Source organism: Streptomyces longhuiensis, from assembly GCF_020616555.1.
GTDB lineage: Bacteria > Actinomycetota > Actinomycetes > Streptomycetales > Streptomycetaceae > Streptomyces > Streptomyces longhuiensis.
On the sequence record NZ_CP085173.1, the window covers coordinates 5,778,614 to 5,800,502 of the forward strand.

The 21,889-nt window shown below is 70.6% G+C and carries 19 protein-coding genes and 1 riboswitch; of the genes, 10 read left to right on the forward strand and 9 right to left on the reverse strand.

The genetic code is table 11. The annotated features are described in order from the left end of the window. Window positions 1-263: 263 nt before the first annotated feature. Window positions 264-995, forward strand: a complete 732-nt coding sequence (locus tag LGI35_RS26810) for a hypothetical protein (protein ID WP_227296825.1) — start codon at window positions 264-266, stop codon at window positions 993-995. A 599-nt stretch (window positions 996-1,594) separates the two neighbouring features. On the opposite strand, the gene LGI35_RS26815 is transcribed toward LGI35_RS26810, so the two are convergent. Beyond that, window positions 1,595-1,927: a chorismate mutase gene (locus tag LGI35_RS26815; protein WP_227296826.1), complete on the reverse strand. Its 333-nt coding sequence runs from the start codon at window positions 1,925-1,927 to the stop codon at window positions 1,595-1,597. Window positions 1,928-2,249: 322 nt separating this feature from the next. On the opposite strand from LGI35_RS26815, the gene guaA reads away from it, so the two are divergent. Then, window positions 2,250-3,836, forward strand: a complete 1,587-nt coding sequence (guaA, locus tag LGI35_RS26820; protein WP_227296827.1) for a glutamine-hydrolyzing GMP synthase — start codon at window positions 2,250-2,252, stop codon at window positions 3,834-3,836. Window positions 3,837-3,963: 127 nt separating this feature from the next. Here the strand turns inward: guaA and LGI35_RS26825 are convergent, their stop codons facing one another. Next, window positions 3,964-4,443 carry a pyridoxamine 5'-phosphate oxidase family protein gene (locus LGI35_RS26825; protein ID WP_227296828.1) on the reverse strand — a complete coding sequence of 160 codons (480 nt, stop codon included), beginning with the start codon at window positions 4,441-4,443 and terminating at the stop codon, window positions 3,964-3,966. 117 nt (window positions 4,444-4,560) lie between these two features. Between LGI35_RS26825 and LGI35_RS26830 the strand changes: the two genes are divergently transcribed. From LGI35_RS26830 to LGI35_RS26840, 3 genes are all read left to right on the forward strand, one after another. Further along, window positions 4,561-5,352 carry a class II aldolase/adducin family protein gene (locus tag LGI35_RS26830; protein ID WP_227296829.1) on the forward strand — a complete coding sequence of 264 codons (792 nt, stop codon included), beginning with the start codon at window positions 4,561-4,563 and terminating at the stop codon, window positions 5,350-5,352. Window positions 5,353-5,545: 193 nt separating this feature from the next. After that, on the forward strand, window positions 5,546-6,811 hold the full coding sequence (locus LGI35_RS26835; protein ID WP_390955456.1) for a hypothetical protein: 1,266 nt from the start codon (window positions 5,546-5,548) through the stop codon (window positions 6,809-6,811). Window positions 6,812-6,937: 126 nt separating this feature from the next. After that, window positions 6,938-7,465, forward strand: a complete 528-nt coding sequence (locus LGI35_RS26840) for a DoxX family protein (protein ID WP_227296831.1) — start codon at window positions 6,938-6,940, stop codon at window positions 7,463-7,465. Window positions 7,466-7,582: 117 nt separating this feature from the next. On the opposite strand, the gene LGI35_RS26845 is transcribed toward LGI35_RS26840, so the two are convergent. After that, window positions 7,583-7,807, reverse strand: coding sequence for a hypothetical protein (locus LGI35_RS26845; protein WP_227296832.1), 225 nt, complete (start codon window positions 7,805-7,807; stop codon window positions 7,583-7,585). Then, window positions 7,794-9,185, reverse strand: coding sequence for a PspC domain-containing protein (locus LGI35_RS26850; protein WP_227296833.1), 1,392 nt, complete (start codon window positions 9,183-9,185; stop codon window positions 7,794-7,796). Before LGI35_RS26850 ends, LGI35_RS26845 begins: the two co-directional genes overlap by 14 nt. Window positions 9,186-9,347: 162 nt before the next feature. Between LGI35_RS26850 and LGI35_RS26855 the strand changes: the two genes are divergently transcribed. From LGI35_RS26855 to LGI35_RS26865, 3 genes are read left to right on the forward strand one after another with little or no spacing between them, the layout of a single operon-like run. Then, complete coding sequence (locus LGI35_RS26855) at window positions 9,348-10,637, forward strand: ATP-binding protein (protein WP_227296834.1); 1,290 nt, start codon at window positions 9,348-9,350, stop codon at window positions 10,635-10,637. Beyond that, window positions 10,634-11,359: a LuxR C-terminal-related transcriptional regulator gene (locus tag LGI35_RS26860; protein WP_227296835.1), complete on the forward strand. Its 726-nt coding sequence runs from the start codon at window positions 10,634-10,636 to the stop codon at window positions 11,357-11,359. Before LGI35_RS26855 ends, LGI35_RS26860 begins: the two co-directional genes overlap by 4 nt. A gap of 6 nt (window positions 11,360-11,365) precedes the next feature. Then, window positions 11,366-12,043 carry a hypothetical protein gene (locus LGI35_RS26865; protein ID WP_227296836.1) on the forward strand — a complete coding sequence of 226 codons (678 nt, stop codon included), beginning with the start codon at window positions 11,366-11,368 and terminating at the stop codon, window positions 12,041-12,043. Here LGI35_RS26865 and LGI35_RS26870 read toward each other — a convergent pair. Next, window positions 12,027-13,097: a C40 family peptidase gene (locus LGI35_RS26870; RefSeq protein ID WP_227296837.1), complete on the reverse strand. Its 1,071-nt coding sequence runs from the start codon at window positions 13,095-13,097 to the stop codon at window positions 12,027-12,029. The genes LGI35_RS26865 and LGI35_RS26870 overlap by 17 nt on opposite strands. Before the next feature lie 293 nt (window positions 13,098-13,390). Here LGI35_RS26870 and LGI35_RS26875 point away from each other — a divergent pair, with 293 nt between their 5' ends. Next, window positions 13,391-13,744 (forward strand): hypothetical protein, encoded by a 354-nt coding sequence (locus LGI35_RS26875; RefSeq protein ID WP_116510905.1) that lies wholly within the window; start codon window positions 13,391-13,393, stop codon window positions 13,742-13,744. Window positions 13,745-13,772: 28 nt separating this feature from the next. On the opposite strand, the gene LGI35_RS26880 is transcribed toward LGI35_RS26875, so the two are convergent. Together LGI35_RS26880 and LGI35_RS26885 are read right to left on the reverse strand one after the other, a co-directional pair. After that, on the reverse strand, window positions 13,773-14,645 hold the full coding sequence (locus LGI35_RS26880) for a tellurite resistance/C4-dicarboxylate transporter family protein (protein WP_423835724.1): 873 nt from the start codon (window positions 14,643-14,645) through the stop codon (window positions 13,773-13,775). A 101-nt stretch (window positions 14,646-14,746) separates the two neighbouring features. Continuing rightward, a complete protein-coding gene (locus LGI35_RS26885) occupies window positions 14,747-15,916 on the reverse strand; it encodes a C40 family peptidase (RefSeq protein ID WP_227296839.1) in 1,170 nt (389 codons plus the stop codon). A gap of 8 nt (window positions 15,917-15,924) precedes the next feature. Then, window positions 15,925-16,074, reverse strand: a riboswitch (cyclic di-AMP (ydaO/yuaA leader). 268 nt (window positions 16,075-16,342) lie between these two features. On the opposite strand from LGI35_RS26885, the gene pcrA reads away from it, so the two are divergent. After that, a complete protein-coding gene (pcrA, locus tag LGI35_RS26890; RefSeq protein ID WP_227296840.1) occupies window positions 16,343-18,853 on the forward strand; it encodes a DNA helicase PcrA in 2,511 nt (836 codons plus the stop codon). 27 nt (window positions 18,854-18,880) lie between these two features. On the opposite strand, the gene LGI35_RS26895 is transcribed toward pcrA, so the two are convergent. Beyond that, window positions 18,881-20,464, reverse strand: coding sequence for a M23 family metallopeptidase (locus LGI35_RS26895; protein WP_227296841.1), 1,584 nt, complete (start codon window positions 20,462-20,464; stop codon window positions 18,881-18,883). Window positions 20,465-20,685: 221 nt separating this feature from the next. Continuing rightward, window positions 20,686-21,690 carry a lipase family alpha/beta hydrolase gene (locus LGI35_RS26900; RefSeq protein WP_227296842.1) on the reverse strand — a complete coding sequence of 335 codons (1,005 nt, stop codon included), beginning with the start codon at window positions 21,688-21,690 and terminating at the stop codon, window positions 20,686-20,688. Window positions 21,691-21,889: the final 199 nt, after the last annotated feature.

Here is a 21,889-nt window from a genome sequence, read left to right on the forward strand (position 1 = left end):
GTACGAGCTGAGAGGCCTCCGCGTTGTGGGGTCGCGGGTGTGGCCGTTGGTTCCGCATAGGTGACCGGCAACCCCGGGAAATGGTTGCCCTCGAACTAACACGATTCTTATGTGAGGTGACTCACTCGGTGCCCCGTGCAACCTTTTCGGCGATCTCCGATCGTTACGCAAAGCGCTGGCAAAGGGGGCCGGTCGCGGGCTTGGATGACGCCTCGGTACGGGCCGACGCATGGCGCCGTGCCGCAGAGGACGAAGGTGGGAATGTGAACTCAGGTGTGAGGCGTGCCGTGGCGGCCGCCGCCGTGGTCGCGGCGCTGGGTGTGACGACGGCGTGCGGGGGGTCTTCCGAGACCACCGACGACGCCAAGAAGCCGGCCGCTTCGGAGAAGACCTCGGCGCCGGCGAAGAAGCCCGCCGAGGAGGGCGCGAAGGCGCTCACCGCGGCCGAGCTGGAGAAGGCCGTCGTCGCCACGGGCGACGTCAAGGGCTACAAGGTCGAGAAGGTGGGCAAGAGCGACCTGCCGCCGACCGAGAGCGTCCCCGCGAAGCCGGCCGCGTGCCAGCCGCTCGCCGACATGTTCATGTTCTCGACCCAGCCGACGGCGAAGGACCGGGTCGTGCGCACGCTCATGGCGACCGACGAGCTCGATCCCAAGGTGACCTCGCTGGCGCTGCTCGCGCACGACGCCGCCGACGCCGCCAAGGTCATGAAGGGCCTGCGCACGGCCTCGAAGAACTGCACCGCGTACGAGCACGTCGACTACAAGTACAGCGGCGTCAAGGAGCGGCCCGCGCCCGACGCGGGCGACGAGGCGGTCTCGTACGACGTGAAGGGCGTCATCGACGGCGACAAGGTCCCGATGACCTTCACCGTGGTGCGCAGCGGCTCGACGGTCGTGGCCTTCTACACCATGAACATGCTGGACTCGAGCAAGACCGACGTGCCGCAGGTGATCGTCGACTCGCAGCTCGCGAAGCTGGAGAAGACCGCCTGACCCGCACGGTCCGGATCGGTTGGTGAGCACAGCGAAGGGCCCCGCGGACGCGTCCGCGGGGCCCTTGGCCTTCAGCACCGACGTCAGGGCGGCGTCGGTGCCGGGAGCGGCGCCGGGGGGTTGCGCCGCTGGTACGGGTCTGCCAGGGGTCGCCACCCCGGCGCGCGGTGGCGCGCGGATGGGGCGGACCTGCGGCAATTCACTTGTGCAGCCCGGGACGTGGGGCTTTGTGGGGTGTGGGGTTCCTACGCATCGTGCTCGCGGGTCTGTCGTGCGCGCAACCGTTTCGACGGACCGTTTCGACCACAGGGGCGAAGGGTTTCTGCTGGGAGGCCGACCGGCCCCGGGCGTCCCCGGGACCGGCCGTTCTCTTGGGTGACCGGGCTGCTGTCCCCTGCCGTCCGGTCACAAACACTGGAGCGAGGTCCCACGACGTACGGCATGGATCCCTACGTCTCATCGCTCCAGCGGAGCCACGCGTGGATTGAGCGGGCCCGCCCCTGGCTGGCACGGACATCGGGACCAACGAAGGGTGCCGCGCACCGGTCACGCGCCGTACGGGTGAGAGCGGATCCGAACGTGGGTGCGTCGCGTAGGCCTCAGACCCGGCCGCGGCACAGCTCCAGGAGCGTCATCGCGAGGCCGGTGCCGGGCTTGCCGAGGGCGTCCCTGTAGTGGCCGAGGACCTCCATCTCGCGCGCCAGGTTCACGCGGCGGCCGCCCGAGGTGATCCGTGCCTCCTGGATGACGGCCGAGACGGCCATCCGTTCCTGGATCAGGCCGATGATCCGGTCGTCGAGCGCGTCGATGCGATCGCGGGCGCCGGTGATCACGTCGGCGGCCTCGGAGGTGCGGGCGCCGGTCTTCTCGGCGGTGCCCGTGGCGGTGGTGGTCGTGGCGGTGGTGTCCGTGGCGGTGGTGGTGGCAGTCATCCTGGAGCTCCTCGTCGTATGGGGACGGGTGTCCCGGAGCGGCAAGGACCGGATACGACGGAGCGCCCCGGGCCTTGTCGGCCCGGGGCGCCCGGTAAGTCGCTTGTCAGGTGATCAAGCAGCTCGACCATGGCAGCCGGCGGGCCGGTTGCCATAGGTAAAGAGGAAGTCGATGCGGTGCTTGGTCACAGGACCAGTATGCCCCGGCCCGAGTGGCCCCGGCCACCGCGTCCGTGGGATGAGACGAAGAGTCTCCTCACGGGCCCGTTAGAATCGACAAAACAGACCCCTGCTCGTGTTCCACCGCCGGAAGGCCGCCGCCGTGCCATCAGCGTCCCCCGCTGCCGCCCCTGACACCGTTCTGGTCGTCGATTTTGGTGCGCAGTACGCCCAGCTCATCGCCCGCCGCGTCCGCGAGGCCCGCGTCTACAGCGAGATCGTGCCGAGCACCATGCCGGTCGAGGAGATGCTCGCCAAGAACCCGAAGGCGATCATCCTCTCCGGCGGCCCCTCGTCCGTGTACGCGGAGGGCGCCCCGCGCCTGGACCGCGCCATCTTCGAGGCCGGCGTCCCCGTCTTCGGCATGTGCTACGGCTTCCAGCTGATGGCCACGACCCTCGGCGGCACCGTCGACGACAACGGCGCCCGCGAGTACGGCCGCACGCCGCTGACCGTCTCCCGCCCCGGCTCCACCCTCTTCGAGGGCACCCCGACCGAGCAGCCCGTGTGGATGTCGCACGGCGACGCCTGTTCGGCCGCGCCCGAGGGCTTCACCGTCACCGCGTCCACGGACGTCGTGCCGGTCGCGGCCTTCGAGAACGACGCCAAGAAGCTGTACGGCGTGCAGTACCACCCCGAGGTCATGCACTCCACGTACGGCCAGCAGGTCCTCGAGCACTTCCTGTACCGGGGCGCCGGCATCGAGCCGACCTGGACCACGGGCAACGTGATCGAGGAGCAGGTCGCCGCGATCCGCGAGCAGGTCGGCACCAAGCGCGCGATCTGCGGCCTGTCCGGCGGCGTCGACTCCGCGGTGGCCGCGGCCCTCGTGCAGAAGGCCATCGGATCCCAGCTCACCTGCGTGTACGTCGACCACGGCCTGATGCGCAAGGGCGAGACCGAGCAGGTCGAGAAGGAGTTCGTCGCCTCGACCGGCGCGAACCTGAAGGTCGTCGACGCGAGCCAGCGCTTCCTCGACGCGCTGGCCGGAGTCTCCGACCCGGAGACCAAGCGGAAGATCATCGGCCGCGAGTTCATCCGTGTCTTCGAGCAGGCACAGGCGGAGATCGTCGCCGAGGGCGCGGCCGACGGCGAGGACGTCGCGTTCCTCGTCCAGGGCACGCTCTACCCGGACGTCGTCGAGTCCGGCGGCGGCACCGGCACGGCGAACATCAAGTCCCACCACAACGTGGGCGGCCTCCCCGAGGACCTGGAGTTCGCGCTCGTCGAGCCGCTGCGCCAGCTCTTCAAGGACGAGGTGCGCATGGTCGGCGCCGAGCTCGGCCTGCCGGACGAGATCGTCCAGCGCCAGCCGTTCCCGGGCCCCGGCCTCGGTATCCGCATCGTCGGCGAGGTCACCAAGGACCGGCTCGACCTGCTGCGCGAGGCCGACGCCATCGCCCGCGAGGAGCTGACGGCGGCCGGTCTCGACCGTGACATCTGGCAGTGCCCGGTCGTCCTGCTCGCGGACGTCCGCAGCGTCGGCGTCCAGGGCGACGGCCGCACCTACGGCCACCCGATCGTCCTGCGCCCCGTCTCCTCCGAGGACGCCATGACGGCGGACTGGACGCGCATGCCGTACGACGTCCTGGCGAAGATCTCGACCCGCATCACGAACGAGGTCGCGGACGTCAACCGCGTCGTGCTCGACGTGACGAGCAAGCCGCCGGGCACCATCGAGTGGGAGTAGTCACTCCCCGACACCGCGTGTGAAGGCGCCGCCCACTGCCGCATGCAGGGGGCGGCGCCTTCGTGTGTGCCCTTCGCGTGTGTCCTTGGCGGGGGCCTTGGCGTGTGCCGCTTGCCTGCCGCGGGGCTCAGGTGCGCTTGGCGGTGCGTACCGGCTCGCCCGGCTTCCACACCTGTACGACCAGGTATTTGTCGTCCTCGATGAACGTGCGGCTGACCTCGGTCAGCTCGGTGCGGAAGAGGTGGAAGTCGTCCGGGTCGGGCACCTGGACCGAGTCCGTGTACGAGGCGATGACCTCGGGGTCCTCGACGAGCAGCGCGCGGCCCGAGATCCGTACGTCCCCGCCGCCCATGCCGGTGCCGTCGCCCGGGTTGGCCTGGATGGCGAAGCGCGGGTCCCGGAGCAGATCGCGGGCCTTGAGCGAGCCCGGCATCATCCCGAGCCAGAACTCCCCGTGCAGGAACCGCACCTCCAGTCCGCTCGTGCGCGGCGAACCGTCCCTGCGGAGGGTCGCCAGGATGTGGTGCTGGAACTGACCGAAGCGCTCCTCGACCGTCTTGGCGAGGTCCGGTTCGGCCGCGGTGAAGGTGGCCCAGTTCGACGTCATGCGCCGAGTCTGGCGCGGATACCCGACACCTGCTGTCCGGTATGAGCGGCAGTTCGGCGCACTCTCTTCACCGCTCGCCTCTGTCCTCCTGCGCTCCCCGGAGGTAACTTCCGCTCCATGTCCACGCAGACGCCCCCGCCGATACCCACCGAACATCTCCAGTTCGCGATGCCCCCCGTCCATGACTCCCCGGCCGACGAGCGCCGGCACCGCAAGGAGCGGCTCGCGGGCGCGCTGCGCATCTTCGGGCGCCTCGGCTACGAGGACGGGGTGTCGGGGCACATCACGGCGCGGGACCCGGAGTACGACGACTGCTACTGGGTGAACCCGTTCGGGATGCCGTTCAAGCACGTCACCGTGTCCGACCTGGTCCTCGCCAACGGGGACGGGCAGGTCGTCGAGGGCCGCCGCCATGTGAACCAGGCCGCGTTCACCGTCCACGCCCAGGTCCACCGGGCGCGGCCCGACGTGGTCGCCGTCGCGCACTGCCACTCGCTGTACGGGCGGGCCCTGTCCACGCTGGGCGAGCTGATCGACCCGATCACGCAGGAGGCGTGTGCCTTCTACCAGGACCACGCGCTGCTCGACGAGTACACCGGCGTGGCCGTGGACCCGGACGAGGGGCGGCGGATCGCGGCCGCGCTCGGCTCGTACAAGGCGCTCATCCTGCGCAACCACGGGCTGCTCACCGTGGGCGACTCCGTCGACTCGGCCGCGTGGTGGTTCCTGTCGATGGAGCGCTCCTGCCAGGTGCAGCTCGCCGCGCGGGCCGCGGGCCGCCCGATCCTGATCGACCACCGCCAGGCCATGGCGTCGCGGGAACAGCTGGGCGGCGACCTGGTCGCGTGGATCAACCATCAGCCCCTGTGGCAGGACATCAGCAGCGCGGAGCCGGATCTGCTGTCCTGAGCGATGGGCTGTGGCGTCTTGAACGGGGCTGTGGCCTCGGGGGTCAACACGAGTGTTCACCGTTCACCCTCTCTGACCGGACCTGGCGGCCCTGGACGGCCTTGCGTACGGCACAATTCCCAGTCATTACACGGAAGTTGACGTGCGGCCGTTCGGGTCGGGCGGGCTCCGGATGGGAAGGCGGGCGTACCGGGTGGCGGTCCAGGAGGCGCGAGAGGGAACGCACAGCGGGGGCTGCACCTGCGGCGACTGCCCGCACGGAGCGCGCGAAGGGCACCGCAGGGCCGTGGCCGCGTTCCTCACGAAGCGGGACGAACTGGCGGCCGGGCAGGGACTGCCCGCCGCTGTCGCTCACTCGGCGGGCGCGTCCCGCCAGTGGGTCTCGGACGAACTGACGCAGTCCGCGCGGGACATGGCCGACCGCGGGCGCGCCGAGGGCGACGCGTGGCTCGCGGGGCTGTGGCCGCGCACCGTCGTCGTGGTGTGGGGCGGGGGCGCGCTGCTCCTGATCGTGCAGGCGCTCACGGCCATCGGCGGGGGCTGGACGACGGCGCGCACGGCCGGACTGCTCGCGGCGGTCGTCGTGGGCGGCCTCCTGACCGGCGCGGCCTATGTCCATCGGGCGGCCGGCGGGGTACTGGCCCCGGTCGTCGGCGAGGACAACCGCCTGTCCACCTCCCGCGCCGTCGCCGCCTGCTGGGTCCTCGTCGTGGTCTACGCGGTCCTCGTCCTGGCGGGCGAGCTGGCCGGCGCCTCCGGCCACCGCGAACGGGACGCGCTGATCTCAGGTCTCGAACTCGCCCGGGGAGCCGGTGTGGTGACCGTCCTCGCCGTCGTCTGCGGGGTCGCCGTCCTGGTGCGCCGGGTCGTGGGGCTGCGCGTGGTCGGCCAGCGCCTGCAGAAGGTGCGCGCGGACCGGCCGCGCGCAGCCGACCTGCTCACCGACGACTCCGGGCGTGGCACCTTCGCCGACATCCAGTACGTGCTGATCTCGGCCGTCGCCCTGGTGTTCGTCGCGGTGCGCCTCGCCCGCCGCCCCGGACAACTGCCGGATCTGCCCTGGGGTCTTGCGCTTCTGGTCCTGGTCTCGGCGGCCACGTATCTCGCGGCCAAGTACGCGGAGGGCGGTCGGCCCGTGATCCTTTCGGTCGTGCGGTCCCGTGAGGCCGGGGACCTGGACGCGCCGATCCGCACCGGCGACGACATCGAGATCCGCGGAGCCGGCTTCGTGCCGCCCGGCGCGGCCACCGCGGACCGGCTCGCCCGCATGGTCGTCCGCATCGGGCCCGTGCACGTCCATGTGCCACTCGTCCCGGTGCAGGGCGGCTTCACCAACCCCACCGACTCGGCCCTGACGGTCCCGGTCCCCGTGGACGTCGAGCCGGGGCGGGTCGACGTCCAGGTCGTCACCGCGGCGGGCGTGGAGACGAACCGGTGCGCGATCGACGTTTCGGACTGAGTGCCCGCGTCCGGCCTGCAGCAATGACCAAACGTTACTGAGCAGTCGCGTCCACTCGTACGTATGGTCTGGTGACGGGGAATTTTTGCGAGCGGCGATGCGGGCGCGAGAGGCGGCGGACGGGCGATGGCTCATGGCATGCGGACGGACACCCATACCGGTTACGTCAACGGCAGTGGCGGCTGGCGGGACAGCGCTCAACGGTTCGCACTCCTTCCCTTGCGGATCTTCCTCGGCGTCACCTTCATCTACGCGGGGCTCGACAAACTGACCAACAGCGCGTTCTTCCACGCCACCGGATCGGGGTCGATCGGTGAGCAGATGCGCGGCGTGCGGGACATCTCCGCCATCCCCGCCATGGTCGATCTGGCGCTCAAGAACCCGGCCGGCTTCGGCTACGCGATCGCCTTCGGTGAACTGGCCGTCGGCATCGGCACGTTGATCGGTCTGCTCGCCCGGATCGCCGCGGTCGGCGGGATGCTGATCTCGCTGAGCCTGTGGCTGACGGTGAGCTGGGCGACCGAGCCTTATTACCTGGGCAACGATCTCGCCTACCTGATGGCGTGGCTCCCGCTGGTGCTTGCGGGGGCGTCGGTGTTCTCGGTGGATGCGATGCTCGCGGCTCGGCGCCGGGCCCGGGGTGGGTTGAGCTGACGGGCTCCTTGTGCGGCGACGCGTCCCTTTTCCGGGGGCGCGTGTCGTCGTTCCGTCGCGAGCGGGTGGGACTGGGCGCGCAGTTGCCCGCGCCCCTTACGGGGTGCTTCTCGCGCTTTACCGGGAGCCGGAATCCGTTACGTGGGGTCTTTGGCGGCGGCGGATCGCGTACGTTGCCGTGCCTGCCACTGCGGCCAGGAGCAGGCCGGCGGCGACCACAGGGATCACCGTGAACCACGGCAGCTCCCAGCTTCCCAGCGCGTCGCCCAGGTAGAGGGCTCCGGCCGCGGTCAGGAACAGGCCCGCGATCAGCTTTCCCGGCTGGAACTCATGACGTGGCACGGGCCACCTCCGCCTGTCCGACACCGACTTCGAGCCGCAGCTCGACCGTGCCGCCGTCCTTGCTGCCCACCGGCGGTGCGAGGGTCACCCTTTGCTCCTGTCCCGGACGGATGTCCACGTCCTGTGTCTTTTCGTCCGGCAGCCGGATGTCGCCGATTCCCACCTCGGCCCGCAGCACGACCGTCGCGTCCTTCGGCACGACGACCTTGAGCTGTCCTGCCCCGACCTCCGCTCTGGTCGTCAGTGTCCTGCCCTTGCCGATGTCGACCCCGCTCAGGTCCAGCGTGCCGACGCCCGTCCCGAGCTCGTATCTCGGCGCGACCTGGGCGACGGAGGCCGGGGTCCAGTTGGTGCGCACCCAGTGGGTGGTGATGTTGGAGGGGAGCACGGCCGACGCGGCGAGGAGCCCGGCCGTGACGACCGCGAGGACGATCGAGCCGGCACCGGTCCGCCCGACGAAGGCGCTGAGCGTGATGCCCAGGCCGAAGACGACGAGCGCGCACGCGAGACCCGCCTGGAGAGCCGTGCCGAGCGGGTGGCCGTGCCACGTCGCGGCGGTGCCCGCGCAGCCCGCGGCCAGTGCGAGGAGGAACGTCCAGCCACCGATCCACCGCGGCCCGCGCTGCTTGGGCGCTCGGCTTTCCGGACCGCGGGAGGGGGTGTCAGGACCCCAGACCGTACGGTGCGCGTGCGCCGTGGGCTCGTAACGGATGTCGACGCCGCTGTCGGGCCCCCAGAAGTACCCGGTCCCGCCGACGTGCGTGCCGTCCTTGACTATCGGGTCCCGCCACCAGGAGGGCGCCCCGGTGACGGGCGGCGCCTGGGCCTCGGGCGGCGCGTCGGCCACGGTCTGCGCGGCCAGCGGGTCGGGGTCGGCCGCTCCGCGCTGCTGGGACCAGTACCCCGCGCCCGCGAGGAGCAGGGCGAGGACGGCGGCGAAGGTGAGCACCCCGCCGTTGTTCAGCATGGAGAGGAAGAGCCCGCAGCCGACGAGCGCGAAGAGCACGGCCGTCAGCGCCGGGCCGTCCACGCGGCCGGAGAGGAGCTTGCGCGCCTCGTTCTCCTCTTCGTCGTCATACGGGACGAAGAGCCAGGCGAAGCCGTAGAAGATCAGGCCGAGCCCGCCGGTCGCGGCGAGCACGGCGAGGCCGATCCGGAAGATCACCGGATCCATGTCGCAGTGCCGGCCGAGGCCCGCGCACACCCCGCCCAGCGTCCCGTGCCGCCGGTCGCGCCGGAACTTGCCCGGCGGCGCGGGGACGCCGGGCTCCTGTCCCGGTGCGGGCGGCGCGGACGCACCGCCGGAGCCGCGCCCGGACACCGCGTCCTGCGGCTGCCCGGCCTGCGCTCCCGTCGAGGCGTGCTGGTGATCTGTCATGCGTCCATGGTGACGGGCGCAGGTCCGCCGCGGCAGTCGGGACGACCCTGGACGAACCCTGAGATCGCCCCTGACGGCATTCGGGGCCGGGCCGGAGATCAGGGGAGTCTCCGGGCTCAACCCTGATGCCCGGGGTCCGCCCCACGTGTGACCATCGATGGCATGCCGGAAGCCGCAGCACCACCCGTTGACGTTCCGCGGCCGCCGCGCAAGCTCTACCGATCCAGCGACGGACGCTGGCTCGGCGGAGTGGCGCGGGGGCTCGCCGGGCATCTCGGCCTGCCCGTGATCTGGGTGCGGCTGGTCTTCGTGGGCCTGTTCATGGCGGACGGCCTCGGTGCGCTCCTGTACGCGGCGTTCTGGTTCTTCGTCCCGCTGGGCGTCGGCGGCGTGGGCAGCGAGCGGACGCCGGCCTTCACCACGGAGACGGCGCAGGACGGACGGCGCCGACTCGTCGCCCGTAAGCCGGACAAGGGGCAGATCGTCGCCCTGCTCCTCATGGTCGTCGTGTCGATGGTGTTCGTCGGGAACGTGAATCTGGCGGGGAACGCGAAGGCGTACCTGTGGCCGACACTCCTCGTCGGTGCGGGCGTGGCCCTCGTCTGGCGCCAGGCCGACAATGCGCGCCGGGCCCGCTGGATGGAGGCCGGGCGCCGCAAGCGCACGCTGAATCTGGCGCGGGCCGCGGCCGGTGTCGTCCTCGTCGGGGCCGGTGTCACGGGGATCTTCGTGCTCCAGGGTTCGGCCGAGCACCTCGGCTCCATCCTTCAGGCCGCCCTCGCCGTCCTCGTCGGCATCGCACTCCTCGCCGGCCCCTATCTCGTGCGCATGACGCAGGATCTGTCCGAGGAGCGCCTCATGCGGATCCGCGCGCAGGAGCGCGCCGAGGTCGCGGCCCACGTCCACGACTCGGTACTGCACACGCTCACGCTGATCCAGCGGAACGCGGAGAGCGCGAGCGAGGTGCGGCGCCTGGCCCGTGCCCAGGAGCGGGACCTGCGGGCCTGGCTCTACAGACCGGAGGGGAACGGGAAGGACGAGGCGGAGGAGCCCGGCACGGTCGGGGAGGCGGTCAAGCGCAGCGCGGCCGAGGTGGAGGACAAGCACGGAGTGCCCCTCGAGGTCGTGGTCGTCGGCGACTGCCCGCTCGACGACGGTCTCTCGGCACAGATGCAGGCCGCGCGGGAAGCGATGGTGAATGCGGCCAAGTACGGTGGCGAGGGCGGCGCGGTCCAGGTCTATGCCGAGGTCGAGGAGGAGACGGTGTTCGTGTCCGTACGCGACCGGGGCCCCGGCTTCGACCTCGACTCGATTCCCGCGGACCGGATGGGCGTACGAGAATCGATCATCGGCCGGATGGAGCGCAACGGCGGCACGGCGCGGCTGCGCGCGGTGCCGGACGGTGGCACGGAGGTCGAACTGACCATGAAGAGGGCGGAGAAGACCCCATGAGTGACGAGCAGGGCAAGCCTGACGCGACCGAGGCGAGCGCGCCGGAGACGGAGCCCGTCGGCCGTCACGCACGCGTGGTCCTCGTCGACGACCACCGGATGTTCCGTACCGGCGTCCAGGCGGAGATCGGCCGCACGGAGACGACGGGCGTCGAGGTGGTCGGCGAGGCCGCGGACGTGGACCAGGCGGTCACGGTCATCACGGCCACGCGCCCCGAGGTCGTCCTCCTCGACGTGCACCTACCCGGTGGCGGCGGCGTCGAAGTCCTGCGCCGCTGCGCCCCGTTGATGGCCGCCGCCGACAACCCGGTCCGCTTCCTGGCCCTTTCCGTCTCGGACGCGGCGGAGGACGTCATCGGCGTCATCCGCGGCGGCGCCCGCGGGTACGTCACCAAGACGATCACCGGCACGGACCTGGTCGACTCGATCTTCCGCGTCCAGGACGGCGACGCGGTCTTCTCACCGCGCCTCGCGGGTTTCGTCCTCGACGCGTTCGCTTCGACGGACGCTCCGCCGGTCGACGAGGACCTCGACCGTCTGACGCAGCGCGAGCGCGAGGTCCTGCGCCTCATCGCCCGCGGCTACGCGTACAAGGAGATCGCCAAGCAGCTGTTCATCTCCGTCAAGACGGTCGAGTCCCATGTCTCGGCGGTCCTGAGAAAGCTCCAGCTGTCGAACCGCCACGAGCTGACGCGGTGGGCTACGGCGCGGCGCCTGGTGTGACGGGCGGTGACGACGCGTCTTCCGCAGTCCGCGTTGACCAGCGGAGTCATCTTCCACCTCGTCGGTCTGGCGGCCGAATTCGGTGATCCGCTGGAGTGGCAGGTGCTGCGCTACCAGCGCATGCAGGGAGTGGAGTACACCCGCTCGCCCTGGAGCTGGCCGCTGCAGCCGGCCGCGGCTCAACTCGACTATCTGGCCCACACGTTCACCGAGGAGTTCTTCTCGACCTGCCCGCCGTCCGCCCGCACCCTGTGGAGTCGGGTGGCGGGGCATCGGACCGTGCCCGAGTTCATGAACGATCTGGCGACGCTCCTGCGGATGGCGTGCCGCGAACCCGAGGCGACGTACGAGGAGATCCCGCTTGCCCGCTGGGAGCTGGAGGTGAGATTTCCGCGGCTCCTCGGCCTCGAGAGCCGGCTCGACGTGGCCTTCACCGACGACGAGGACCCGATCCTCTCGGCGACCTTGAGCGAACACCCCTACTGCGCCGAGCATGTGCCGGAACTCATCGCCCAGGCGACACAGGCACTCGCCCTCTGCCAGGACTCGGAGGCGTTCGCCGAGCAGTTGCGCGCGCACTGCGGCTCCGCGGGCCCCGAGGTGCTGGCCGAAGTGGCGGACCGCGCCTACGCCCACATGGCGCACGAGCACCGGAACGGCTCGCTCCTCACGCCACCCGCGTAGCCCCCGCGAAGGGCATCTGGTCGATCGGAGCGATGCGGACCGGGGCGCTCGGGTTCGGGGCGTGGATCATTTTGCCGTTGCCGATGTAGAGGCCCACGTGGCTGATGCCCGAGTAGAAGAACACCAGGTCACCCGGCTGCAGTTGGGAGCGTGGGATGCGCGGGCCCGCGTTGATCTGGGAGTACGTGGTGCGCGGCAGGGAGATGCCCGCGGAGCGGTACGCGGCCTGGGTGAGGCCGGAGCAGTCGAAGGCGTTCGGGCCGGTGGCGCCCCACACATAGGGGCTGCCGAGGGCGTTGTAGGCGTAGGCGATGGCCGCCTCCGTGCGGGAGTCCGGGGCCTTGGGCAGGGCGCCGGACGGCAGGTCGCGGGAGGAGTCCGAGCGGGAGGCGCGGTCGGCCGCGCCGGTGTCGCCCGCGCCCGCTCCGACGCCGGTGCGCTCGGCCGCCGGCAGCTGGTCGAGCAGACGCTTCGCCTCGGCCAGCTTCCCGGTGACCGTCTTCTTCTGCTTCTTCAGCTCGCCCTGTCGCTTGCGCAGCTCGGCGAGCCGGCCGTCCGCCTCGGAGCGCAGCTGGTCGATCTGCCGCAGCTCGCGCTGCACGCGCCCCACCGCGGAGGCCTGCCGGGTGCCGAGCCGGTCGGCGAGCGCCGCGTTGTCGAGGTACCGGGCGGGGTCGGAGGACAGGACGAGCTGGACCGCCGGGTCGAGGGCTCCGGTGCGGTACTGCGCGGCGGCGGCCGAACCGAGCGCCTCGCGCTGGGTGTTGAGCCGGTCCGTCCTGCGGGCCGCCTCGTCACGCAGGGAGCCGAGCTTCTTCTCGGCCTTGTCGGCCTTCTCCTTGGCGCCGTTGTACTTCTCGGTGGCCTTCTCGGCCTCCTGGTAGAGCCGGTCGACCTTCGCCTTCACCTGACTCGGGGTGAGCCGGGGGTCCGCGTGCGCCGCGCCGTCCAGGGCGGTGGCGGTCGCCGCGGAGGCGAGAGCGAGCGTCGCCGCGGTGCGGGCCGTGGGGCCGGTGAGCGAGCGCTGTCGGGGCTTGCGGTGCGCTGCCGACACGAGGGGCACGTCCTTCCGGTACGTACTGCTTACGCGTCCGGCGGCGGCCCGCACAGGGGGAGCGGGCCGCCGCCGGACCTTTCTCGGCGGTAGGTGCCCGACTACCGCCCCTGAGCGGGGCGGCGGTGGGGAGCCGGTCACCTGAGGAAGGACGCTAAACCTGACCGTCACGGGTTGGTGACGGATTGTCCTCAACTGGCCCTTGTGTTCTGCGTGTGACCGTATGTGACCGTCGGGGGATCGGTCCGGGCCGGTTCATGGGGGCAGTGAGGCCCCGGCTAGGCTCGCCGTTCATGGACGTACTCATCCACCTCTTCGTCGGCCTGCACATCATCGGCATCGCCTCGCTCCTCGGTGGGTTCCTCACCCAGATGAAGGCGATGGGCAAGGGAACGGCCCGGTTCGTCCCGGCGATGCTGCACGGTGCGCTGACCATGCTGGTCACGGGTGTCGTCCTGGTGGGCCTGAATCAGGCGGACGACAACACCGTCAACAACATCAAGATCGGCGTGAAGCTCGCGCTGCTGATCGTGATCCTCGGCCTCGTGTACGTGAAGCGGGACGACGAGAAGGTGGACAAGGGCCTGTTCGGCCTCGTCGGCCTGCTGACCACCGCGAACATCTTCATCGCGGTGCTCTGGACCTGAGTCGGCATCGCGGTGCTCCGGACCTGGGTCAGCGTGCTGCTCCGGGCCTGAACGTCCCGATCAGGGTGGCGAGCCACGCGGCCACCGCGATCCACACCAGAACCTGTCCCGGCCCTCTGAGCCAGGACACATCGGCGGCGGCGCTCACGGACAGTGCCGCCGCCGCTGTCATTCCCATCGGGAAGACCGTCGACCAGCGCCGCACGTCGTAGCGCGGCCGGGGCCACCGCACCTCCGCCACCGCCAGCACCACGTACCAGGCCACATCGAGTGCGAGCAGCAGAAAACTCATGGTGCGCAGGACGTCCGTGTCGTCCTGGTTCCACAGGCCCGTCGCGACGAGCTTCGCCGCGGCGAGGGCGGAGATGGCGAGCGCGCCGCCCGCGACCCACTGGTCCCCGGCGCCGGAGGCCACCTCGCGCAGGTCGAAGTGGAGCAGTGCGAAGCAGTACAGGACGATCCCGCCCCAGAAGAGCGCCATCCCGGTGAACGCGAGCCAGTGCGCGCCGACCGCGGGCGCGAGCGTCGCCGCCAGGACGACGAGACCCTGTGTCGCGACACATCCGAGGAACACGCCCCCCGGCATCCGCGGCTTCCAGTGCCGTACGACGTTGATGAGGAGCACCGGCCAGACGAGCGCGGCCAGGGCGAGGAGCGCCTCGGCCAGGGTCTGCCAGCCGAACACGGAGATCCGGGTGCCGAGGACGGTCGTCGCCGCGACCGCGGTGAGCGCGGGCGGGGTGTCGGCCTCGGACTGCCAGCGGTCGCGCTCCCGCACCAGCCGGCTCGCGAAGTCCGCCGCGAGGACGACCCAGAGGGCGGCGGCGAGCACCAGCATGATGCCGGACAGCACCGAGTGACCGGTCAGGTTCAGGCCGACCGAGATGATGCCGGTGGCCATGACGGCGGCACCGGCGGCCGGCGGGAGCTGGGACCACGTGGGTCCGGGACCTGGGGTTGCGTTCGGGCCGCGCACCGCCCGAACGTAACCCCACGAAGCGGTCAGGCCGGGCGCACCACGCTGTGGATCGGCATGTAGTAGATCGACTCGACGCGGACGTTCGCGCCCGGCTTCGGTGCGTGGATCATCTTGCCGTCGCCGATGTAGATGCCGACGTGGCTGATGTCGTCGTAGAAGAAGACCAGGTCACCAGGCTGGGCGTTGGCCGTGGTGACGGTCGTGCCGACCTTGACCTGGTCCCAGGTCGTGCGCGGCAGCGAGATGCCGGCCGCCTTCCACGCGGCCTGCGTGAGGCCCGAGCAGTCGTACGAGTCCGGGCCCGTGGCGCCCCACACGTACGGCTTGCCCATCTGGGACTCGGCGAAGTCGATGACCTTCGCGGCCTTGGCGGCGTAGCCGCTGCCGGTGCTGCCGGAGCCCGTACCCGTACCCGTGCCCGAACCGCTGCCCGTGTCCGGGTTCTCCTTCTGGCGTGCCTCCTCGGCCGCCTTGCGCTTGGCCTCCGCCTCGGCCTGCTGACGCGCCAGCTCCTCCGCCTTCTTCCTGGCGGCCTCCTGCTTCTTCTTCTCGATCGCCGCGAGGCGCGCCTTCTCCTCGGCGGTCAGCTTCGACAGGAGTTCGCGGGCGTCGCCGAGCTTCTGCTGGACGTCCCTCTTCGTGCTCCTGAGCGTGGCCTGCGAAGTGGTCAGCGTCTCCAGGCTCTTGGCCGCCTCGGTGCGCTTCTTCGTGGTGGCGGCCTGCTCGGTCTGGTAGTCGTCGACCGCCTTCTTCTGGCGGCTCGTGAGCCGGCTCATCAGCTGGTCCTGGTCGAAGTAGTCCTGCGCGTCGTCGGCGAGGAGCAGCGTCGCGGTGTCGGAGACGGCGCCCGTGCGGTACTGGGCGGCGGCGAAGGTGCCGAGCTCCTGGCGGGCCTTGTTGAGCTTCTCGGTGCGCTGCGCGACGTCGTCGAGCAGGTCACCGACGCGCTTCTGCTGCTTGGTGGTGCGCTCCTTGGCCGCGTTGTACTTCTCCGTGGCGACGCCCGCCTGGTGGTAGAGGGTGTCGACCTTCTTCTGGACCTCTTCCAGGCTCGGCTTCGGCGGCGCGGACGGGGCGGCGGTCGCGCTCTGCGAGAGCAGGGCTATGGAGGTGAGGGCCGCCGTGGTGATTCCGACGACGGGGGCCGTGCGGGGACCGGCTGTCCTGCCGCGCGGCTTGCGGTGCGACGCCAAGGGGCGCGTCTCCTTCCCATGACCGCCTACCGGGTTAGCTGTCGGGTTCGGGCGGAGATTCGGAAGGCTGCCCTACGGTCGCGCCCTGACGGGTCGTCGGCCGATTCACCCCAAAGGTCGTGGGTCCCCGGTTCCATGCCTCTCGGCGTACTGAACTCAGCGGGGGCGACCCGTTCGCGGCGCGGTTGCCGACGGGGGGACGGGCGGCCCGCGGAGCACGCTAGCCAACTCGTGTGGCTGCTGTGAAGGTTGATGTTCGATATGCCCGATACATTTTCGTGACCTTCGGCAATCTCGTTCGTGACCTCCGGTAACCCTTACGGAGGGTGATTTCCGCACTACGTGAGGTGTCCGGGTCCGCGAAGTCGGGGGGAAGTTTCCGGGGCGGCCGTGGGTGTCAGTGGGGCGGCCTAGACTCGTAGAGCGATGAGCAGCCTCTTTGACGACAGCTTCCTGGCGGACCTCACGGCTTCGAAGGCCGGTGAGGAGCATGCCCCGCCGCCGCCCGAGGACGACACGGCTCCGGAGCACATGCCGGACGACCTGTTCGACGGGAAGTTCGACGCGCCCCCGGCCAGGGACGCGTACTACCGGGACGGTGCCCCGCGCCCGGCGCTCGACCCGGCGGCTCTCCTCGACGGGCTGAACGAGAACCAGAAGGCGGCCGTCGTCCACGGCGGCTCCCCGCTGCTCATCGTGGCGGGCGCGGGTTCCGGCAAGACCCGCGTGCTCACGCACCGCATCGCGTACCTCCTCGGCGAGCGCGGCGTGCACCCCGGCCAGATCCTCGCGATCACGTTCACGAACAAGGCCGCGGGCGAGATGAAGGAGCGCGTCGAGTCCCTCGTCGGCCCGCGGGCGAACGCGATGTGGGTGTCGACGTTCCACAGCGCCTGCGTGCGCATCCTGCGCCGCGAGTCGAAGAAGCTCGGCTTCACGTCGTCGTTCTCGATCTACGACGCCGCCGACTCCAAGCGCCTCATGGCCCTGGTCTGCCGCGACCTCGACCTGGACCCGAAGAAGTTCCCGCCGAAGTCCTTCAGCGCCAAGATCTCGAACCTGAAGAACGAGCTGATCGACGAGGAGGACTTCGCGGCCCAGGCCGCCGACGGCTTCGAGAAGACCCTCGCCCAGGCCTACGCGATGTACCAGTCCCGCCTCCGTGAGGCGAACGCGCTGGACTTCGACGACCTGATCATGACGACGGTGAACCTCCTGCGCGCCTTCCCGGATGTCGCCGAGCACTACCACCGCCGCTTCCGCCACGTCCTGGTCGACGAGTACCAGGACACGAACCACGCGCAGTACGCGCTGGTCAGGGAGCTGGTGGGGACAGTCGACAGCGGCCGCGCGGAGGACGAGCCGCCGCGTGAGGGCGACCTCCCGCCGGCCGAGCTCTGCGTCGTGGGTGACGCCGACCAGTCGATCTACGCGTTCCGCGGAGCCACCATCCGCAACATCCTCCAGTTCGAGGAGGACTACACCGACGCGACGACGATCCTGCTCGAGCAGAACTACCGCTCGACGCAGACCATCCTCTCCGCGGCCAACGCGGTCATCGAGCGCAACGAATCCCGCCGCCCCAAGAATCTGTGGACGAACGCGGGCGCGGGCGCGCAGATCACCGGATACGTCGCGGACACCGAGCACGACGAGGCGCAGTTCGTCGCCGATGAGATCGACCGGCTCACGGACGCGCGCGACGCGAAGGCCGGCGACGTCGCCGTGTTCTACCGGACGAACGCGCAGTCCCGTGTCTTCGAAGAGATCTTCATCCGCGTCGGCCTGCCCTACAAGGTCGTCGGCGGAGTCCGCTTCTACGAGCGCAAGGAGGTCAGGGATGTCCTGGCCTATCTGCGGGTGCTCGCCAACCCCGAGGACTCCGTCCCCCTGCGCCGCATTCTCAATGTGCCGAAGCGCGGCATCGGCGACCGCGCCGAGGCGATGATCGACGCGCTCTCCCAGCGCGAGAAGATCTCCTTCCCGCAGGCGCTGCGCCGCGTCGACGAGGCGTACGGCATGGCGGCCCGCTCGACGAACGCGGTGAAGCGGTTCAACACGCTGATGGAGGACCTCCGCACGATCGTCGAATCGGGCGCGGGCCCGGCCACGGTCCTGGAAGCCGTACTCGAACGGACCGGCTATCTGGCGGAGTTGCAGTCGTCGACGGACCCGCAGGACGAGACCCGGATCGAGAACCTTCAGGAACTCGCGGCCGTGGCCCTGGAGTTCGAGCAGGAGAGCGCGTCGGCGGACGGCGCGGCCGAGGGTGAGGGCGAGGCGAGCGTCGGTACGCTCTCCGAGTTCCTGGAGCGGGTCGCGCTCGTCGCCGACTCCGACCAGATCCCGGACGAGGAGGACGACGGCTCCGGCGTCATCACGCTGATGACGCTGCACACCGCCAAGGGCCTCGAGTTCCCGGTCGTCTTCCTGACCGGCATGGAGGACGGTGTCTTCCCGCACATGCGCTCCCTCGGCCAGGTCAAGGAGCTGGAGGAGGAGCGCCGGCTCGCCTACGTCGGCATCACGCGCGCGCGTGAGCGCCTGTATCTGACGCGCTCCACGCTGCGCAGCGCCTGGGGCCAGCCCTCGTACAACCCGCCGTCGCGCTTCCTGGAGGAGATCCCGGACGCGCATCTGGAGTGGAAGCGGACGGGCGCCATGGCGCCCGCCAAGTCGACGGGACCGACGAGCGGCATCGCCGCGTCCCTCTCGTCGTCGCGCTCGCGCTCGACACCGGCGTTCGCCACCCGCCGGGCGACGGAGAAGCCCGTCGTCGCGCTCTCGGTGGGAGACCGGGTCACGCACGACCAGTTCGGCCTCGGCACGGTCGTCGGCGTCAAGGGCACGGGCTCGAACGCGGAGGCGACGGTCGACTTCGGCGAGCCCAAGCCGAAGCGCCTGCTGCTGCGGTACGCGCCGGTGGAGAAGCTGTAGGGAAGGCCGCTGCCGGCGGGCTCGGCCCTACGTCGGGTCGAGCCCGTGGCTGCGGAGCCACGGGAGCGGGTCGACGGCCGAGCCGCCGCCGGGACGCACCTCGAAGTGCAGGTGCGGACCGGTGGAGTTGCCGGAGTTCCCGGAGTGCGCGATGACGTCACCGGCCTTGACCGGTCCGCTCATCACGGTGTGGCTGGAGAGGTGGCAGTACCAGGTCTCCGTGCCGTCCTTCGCCGTCAGGATCGTCATGTTCCCGTACGCGCTGTTCCACTGCGTACGGATGGTGCCGTCGGTCGCGGCCATCACCGGCGTGCCGTACGAGACGGGGAAGTCGATGCCGGTGTGCACGGACATCCAGTTGACGCCGGCCTGCCCGTAGTACGCGCTCAGCCCGCGCTGCTTGACCGGGAGGACGAACTTGGGCCGCAGGCGCTCCTTGCGCGCCGCTTCCTCCGCCGCCTGCTTCCGCTCGGCCTGCTGCTTGGCCCTGAGGTCGATACGTTCCTGGGTGCGGCTCGCCCGGTCGGCGAAGTCGCCCGCGTCCGCGGAGAGGTTTGCGAGCTGTGTGTCGAGCTTGTTGTTGGCGACGGAGGGCTTCACGGCGGTCGCGTCGGGGGCGGAGGCCGCCGTCGTGTCCTTGCTGTCGTCGCCGCCGAGCCCGCCGACGGAGGCCGCGGCGACTCCCGCGACACCCATCACGCACACCGAGGGCACCGCGACCGTGAGCAGCGCGGAGCGCTTGGCGGGGGAGCGGCGGCGGGAGCGTGCGCGCTGGGCCGGCGTGACCGGGGCGGGCCGCTCGTCGCGGGCGACGATTTCCTCGACGTCGTCGTGTCCGTCGCCGTAGTTGTCCTGGCGGCTGTCGTCGTGGCTCAACTCCGGCCCGGAAGCGTCGGGTTGGCCGTAGTCGTGCCGGGCGTCCGGGTCGCTGTCGTCACCTTCGGCGCCCGCGGAGTTCCACGCGGTGGCGTCGTACGCGCCGGTGTCGAAGACCGGTGCCTCGAAGGCCTGCGTCGCGAAGGGCTGGGCCTCGAATGCCTGCGCCTCGAAGACCTGTGTCTCATAGGCCTGCGCGTCGAACGTCTGCGTCTCGAAGGCCGGCGCCTGGAAGGTCTGCGTGGCGAACGCGTCCTGCGTGGTGAATCCCTGCGCCTGCGCCCCGAAGGCGTTCGCGTCCCACTGCCCGGTCTGGTCGGCCCACGCGCTGTTGTCCCACTGGCCGGAATGGTCCGGTCCGGACTGGGCCGGAATACCGCTGAGTTGCTCGTGAGCGGCGGTCCCCCAGACAGCGGTCGTGTCGTAGGTGCCGGTGCCGTACGAGGCGGCGTGCTGCTGCGCCGCGTACGGGTCGTGGTGCTGGGGTTCCTGCGTCGTCAGCGTCTGGTGCGCGCCGGTCTGCCACTGACTGTTGTCGTACGCGCCGGTGTTCTGCGCGCCGGGCAGGTCGCCGAAGAGAGGGTCGGCGGCGAAACCGCCGGTGGCGTAACCGTCGTAACCGGTGTGGCCGCCGTACTGGGCGCTCTGCTGGTCATATGCAGCGTAGGGCGCGTAGTCGGCGTCCTGAGCCGGGGCCGGGGTGGTCTGAGTCCCCGACGGGAGACGGTCGTTCACCAACTTCTCTTTCGCCTCGACAACAGGGGCTGCCAGAGCAGTGCGGTGACTGTACCCGGCGGTACGCGGGCTCGACAATCTTCAGCAGGTTTCCCGCTCGCAGGAAACGGGCATTCGGCCGTCTTTCGGCGGACTGTGGGCAGAGCTTTGGCCGGGCGTTCGAGAATCGTTCGACGTTTGGCCAGTTCGGGGACCGTTCCGGGGGCAGATTCAGGCCGGATTCAGGCGACCGTCAGGCCATTCATCCCGTCGGTGGTGTGCGCTCCTTCCGCCTCCTCGGCATCGAGTGCCTGGCGGATACCGGCGGCGACCGCCGGGTGGACGGGGAGCGCGAGGTGTCCGACGCCCGTGACGCGCACGTTCTGCGCGATCAGGTCGGGGTGGTCGATGCAGGCCGTCTCCAGCGGAACCATGATCTGGTCGAGATCGCTCCAGAAGCTCACGAAGTGGGTGCGGCAGCCGGGGGCGGGCCGCGACAGCTCCTCGATGACGGTCGAGCCGGGCCGCATCTGCCGGACGATCGGGTGAGCGTCCATCAGCGGCGCGACCGTGGTCCCGCTGTGCGGGGTCCCGAGCGACACGAGGGTGCGTACGCGCAGATCGCCGCCCAGGCATTGCACGTAGTAACGGGCGATGAGGCCGCCGAGGCTGTGCCCCACGATGTCCACGCGGTCGTGGCCCGTGCGTTCGCAGATCTCCTCGACGTGGCGGGCGAGCAGCGCGGCGGCGGTGCGGATGTCGTAGGTCAGCGGCGAGTAGTTGAGTGACTCCACGTGGTGCCGGCCGTGCTGGGCGAGCGAGCGGCGCAGCAGGACGAAGACGGAGCGGTTGTCGATGAAGCCGTGCAGGAGAAGAACCGGCGGCTTGCTCTCGGCGGCCGGAAGGCGTGCGCTGCACGTGTTGTCGGTGTTGTCGGTGCTGTGAGCGTTCCGGGCGCCGGGGCCGGGCAGGGCGGCACTCTCCGTCAGGTACGAGGCCTCGTCGCCCCCCTCACCCATGCCCTCCGGGGTGGGGACGTAGCGAAGCGGGGGGAGCTCGGGGGTGGCCCTGCGCTCCTGGATGATGCCGGACGGGTACAGGAGGAGGTGCCCGGCGAGAATCGCGACCTCGAGAGCGGTCGCCTTCAGCAGAGAGACGGAGACTCCGGCCAGTCTGGCGGGGAACACCAGCCTGGTGGGGATCAGCTGACAGAGCGGGCGAAAAGGCAGGATCCTCGTTACTTCCATGGCCGACCTCCCGTCGGCACCCGGGAAAACGGCTCTGTCTCCCGTGTGCCCTCATGGGAAGCATGCGCCGAGGTGGCCGACGATGCGCGTCGTACGCGGGCAGTGACCAGTTGGTGCCCGTGAGTGACGGTCGCGGTGCGTCACGGAATCCCCGTACGTACCGCCCCGCTGATGCGCGCCGTGTCGCCCGCCGCGCGGC

Excerpts from the sequence above, each read along its gene's own strand:
- LGI35_RS26815 (WP_227296826.1), bottom strand. The coding sequence starts at position 1,927 with ATGACTGCCACCACCACCGCCACGGACACCACCGCCACGACCACCACC.
- LGI35_RS26825 (WP_227296828.1), bottom strand. The coding sequence starts at position 4,443 with ATGACGTCGAACTGGGCCACCTTCACCGCGGCCGAACCGGACCTCGCC.
- LGI35_RS26830 (WP_227296829.1), top strand. The coding sequence starts at position 4,561 with ATGTCCACGCAGACGCCCCCGCCGATACCCACCGAACATCTCCAGTTC.
- LGI35_RS26840 (WP_227296831.1), top strand. The coding sequence starts at position 6,938 with ATGGCTCATGGCATGCGGACGGACACCCATACCGGTTACGTCAACGGC.
- LGI35_RS26850 (WP_227296833.1), bottom strand. The coding sequence starts at position 9,185 with ATGACAGATCACCAGCACGCCTCGACGGGAGCGCAGGCCGGGCAGCCG.
- LGI35_RS26855 (WP_227296834.1), top strand. The coding sequence starts at position 9,348 with ATGCCGGAAGCCGCAGCACCACCCGTTGACGTTCCGCGGCCGCCGCGC.
- LGI35_RS26860 (WP_227296835.1), top strand. The coding sequence starts at position 10,634 with ATGAGTGACGAGCAGGGCAAGCCTGACGCGACCGAGGCGAGCGCGCCG.
- LGI35_RS26875 (WP_116510905.1), top strand. The coding sequence starts at position 13,391 with ATGGACGTACTCATCCACCTCTTCGTCGGCCTGCACATCATCGGCATC.
- LGI35_RS26880 (WP_423835724.1), bottom strand. The coding sequence starts at position 14,645 with ATGGCCACCGGCATCATCTCGGTCGGCCTGAACCTGACCGGTCACTCG.
- pcrA (WP_227296840.1), top strand. The coding sequence starts at position 16,343 with ATGAGCAGCCTCTTTGACGACAGCTTCCTGGCGGACCTCACGGCTTCG.
- LGI35_RS26900 (WP_227296842.1), bottom strand. The coding sequence starts at position 21,690 with ATGGAAGTAACGAGGATCCTGCCTTTTCGCCCGCTCTGTCAGCTGATC.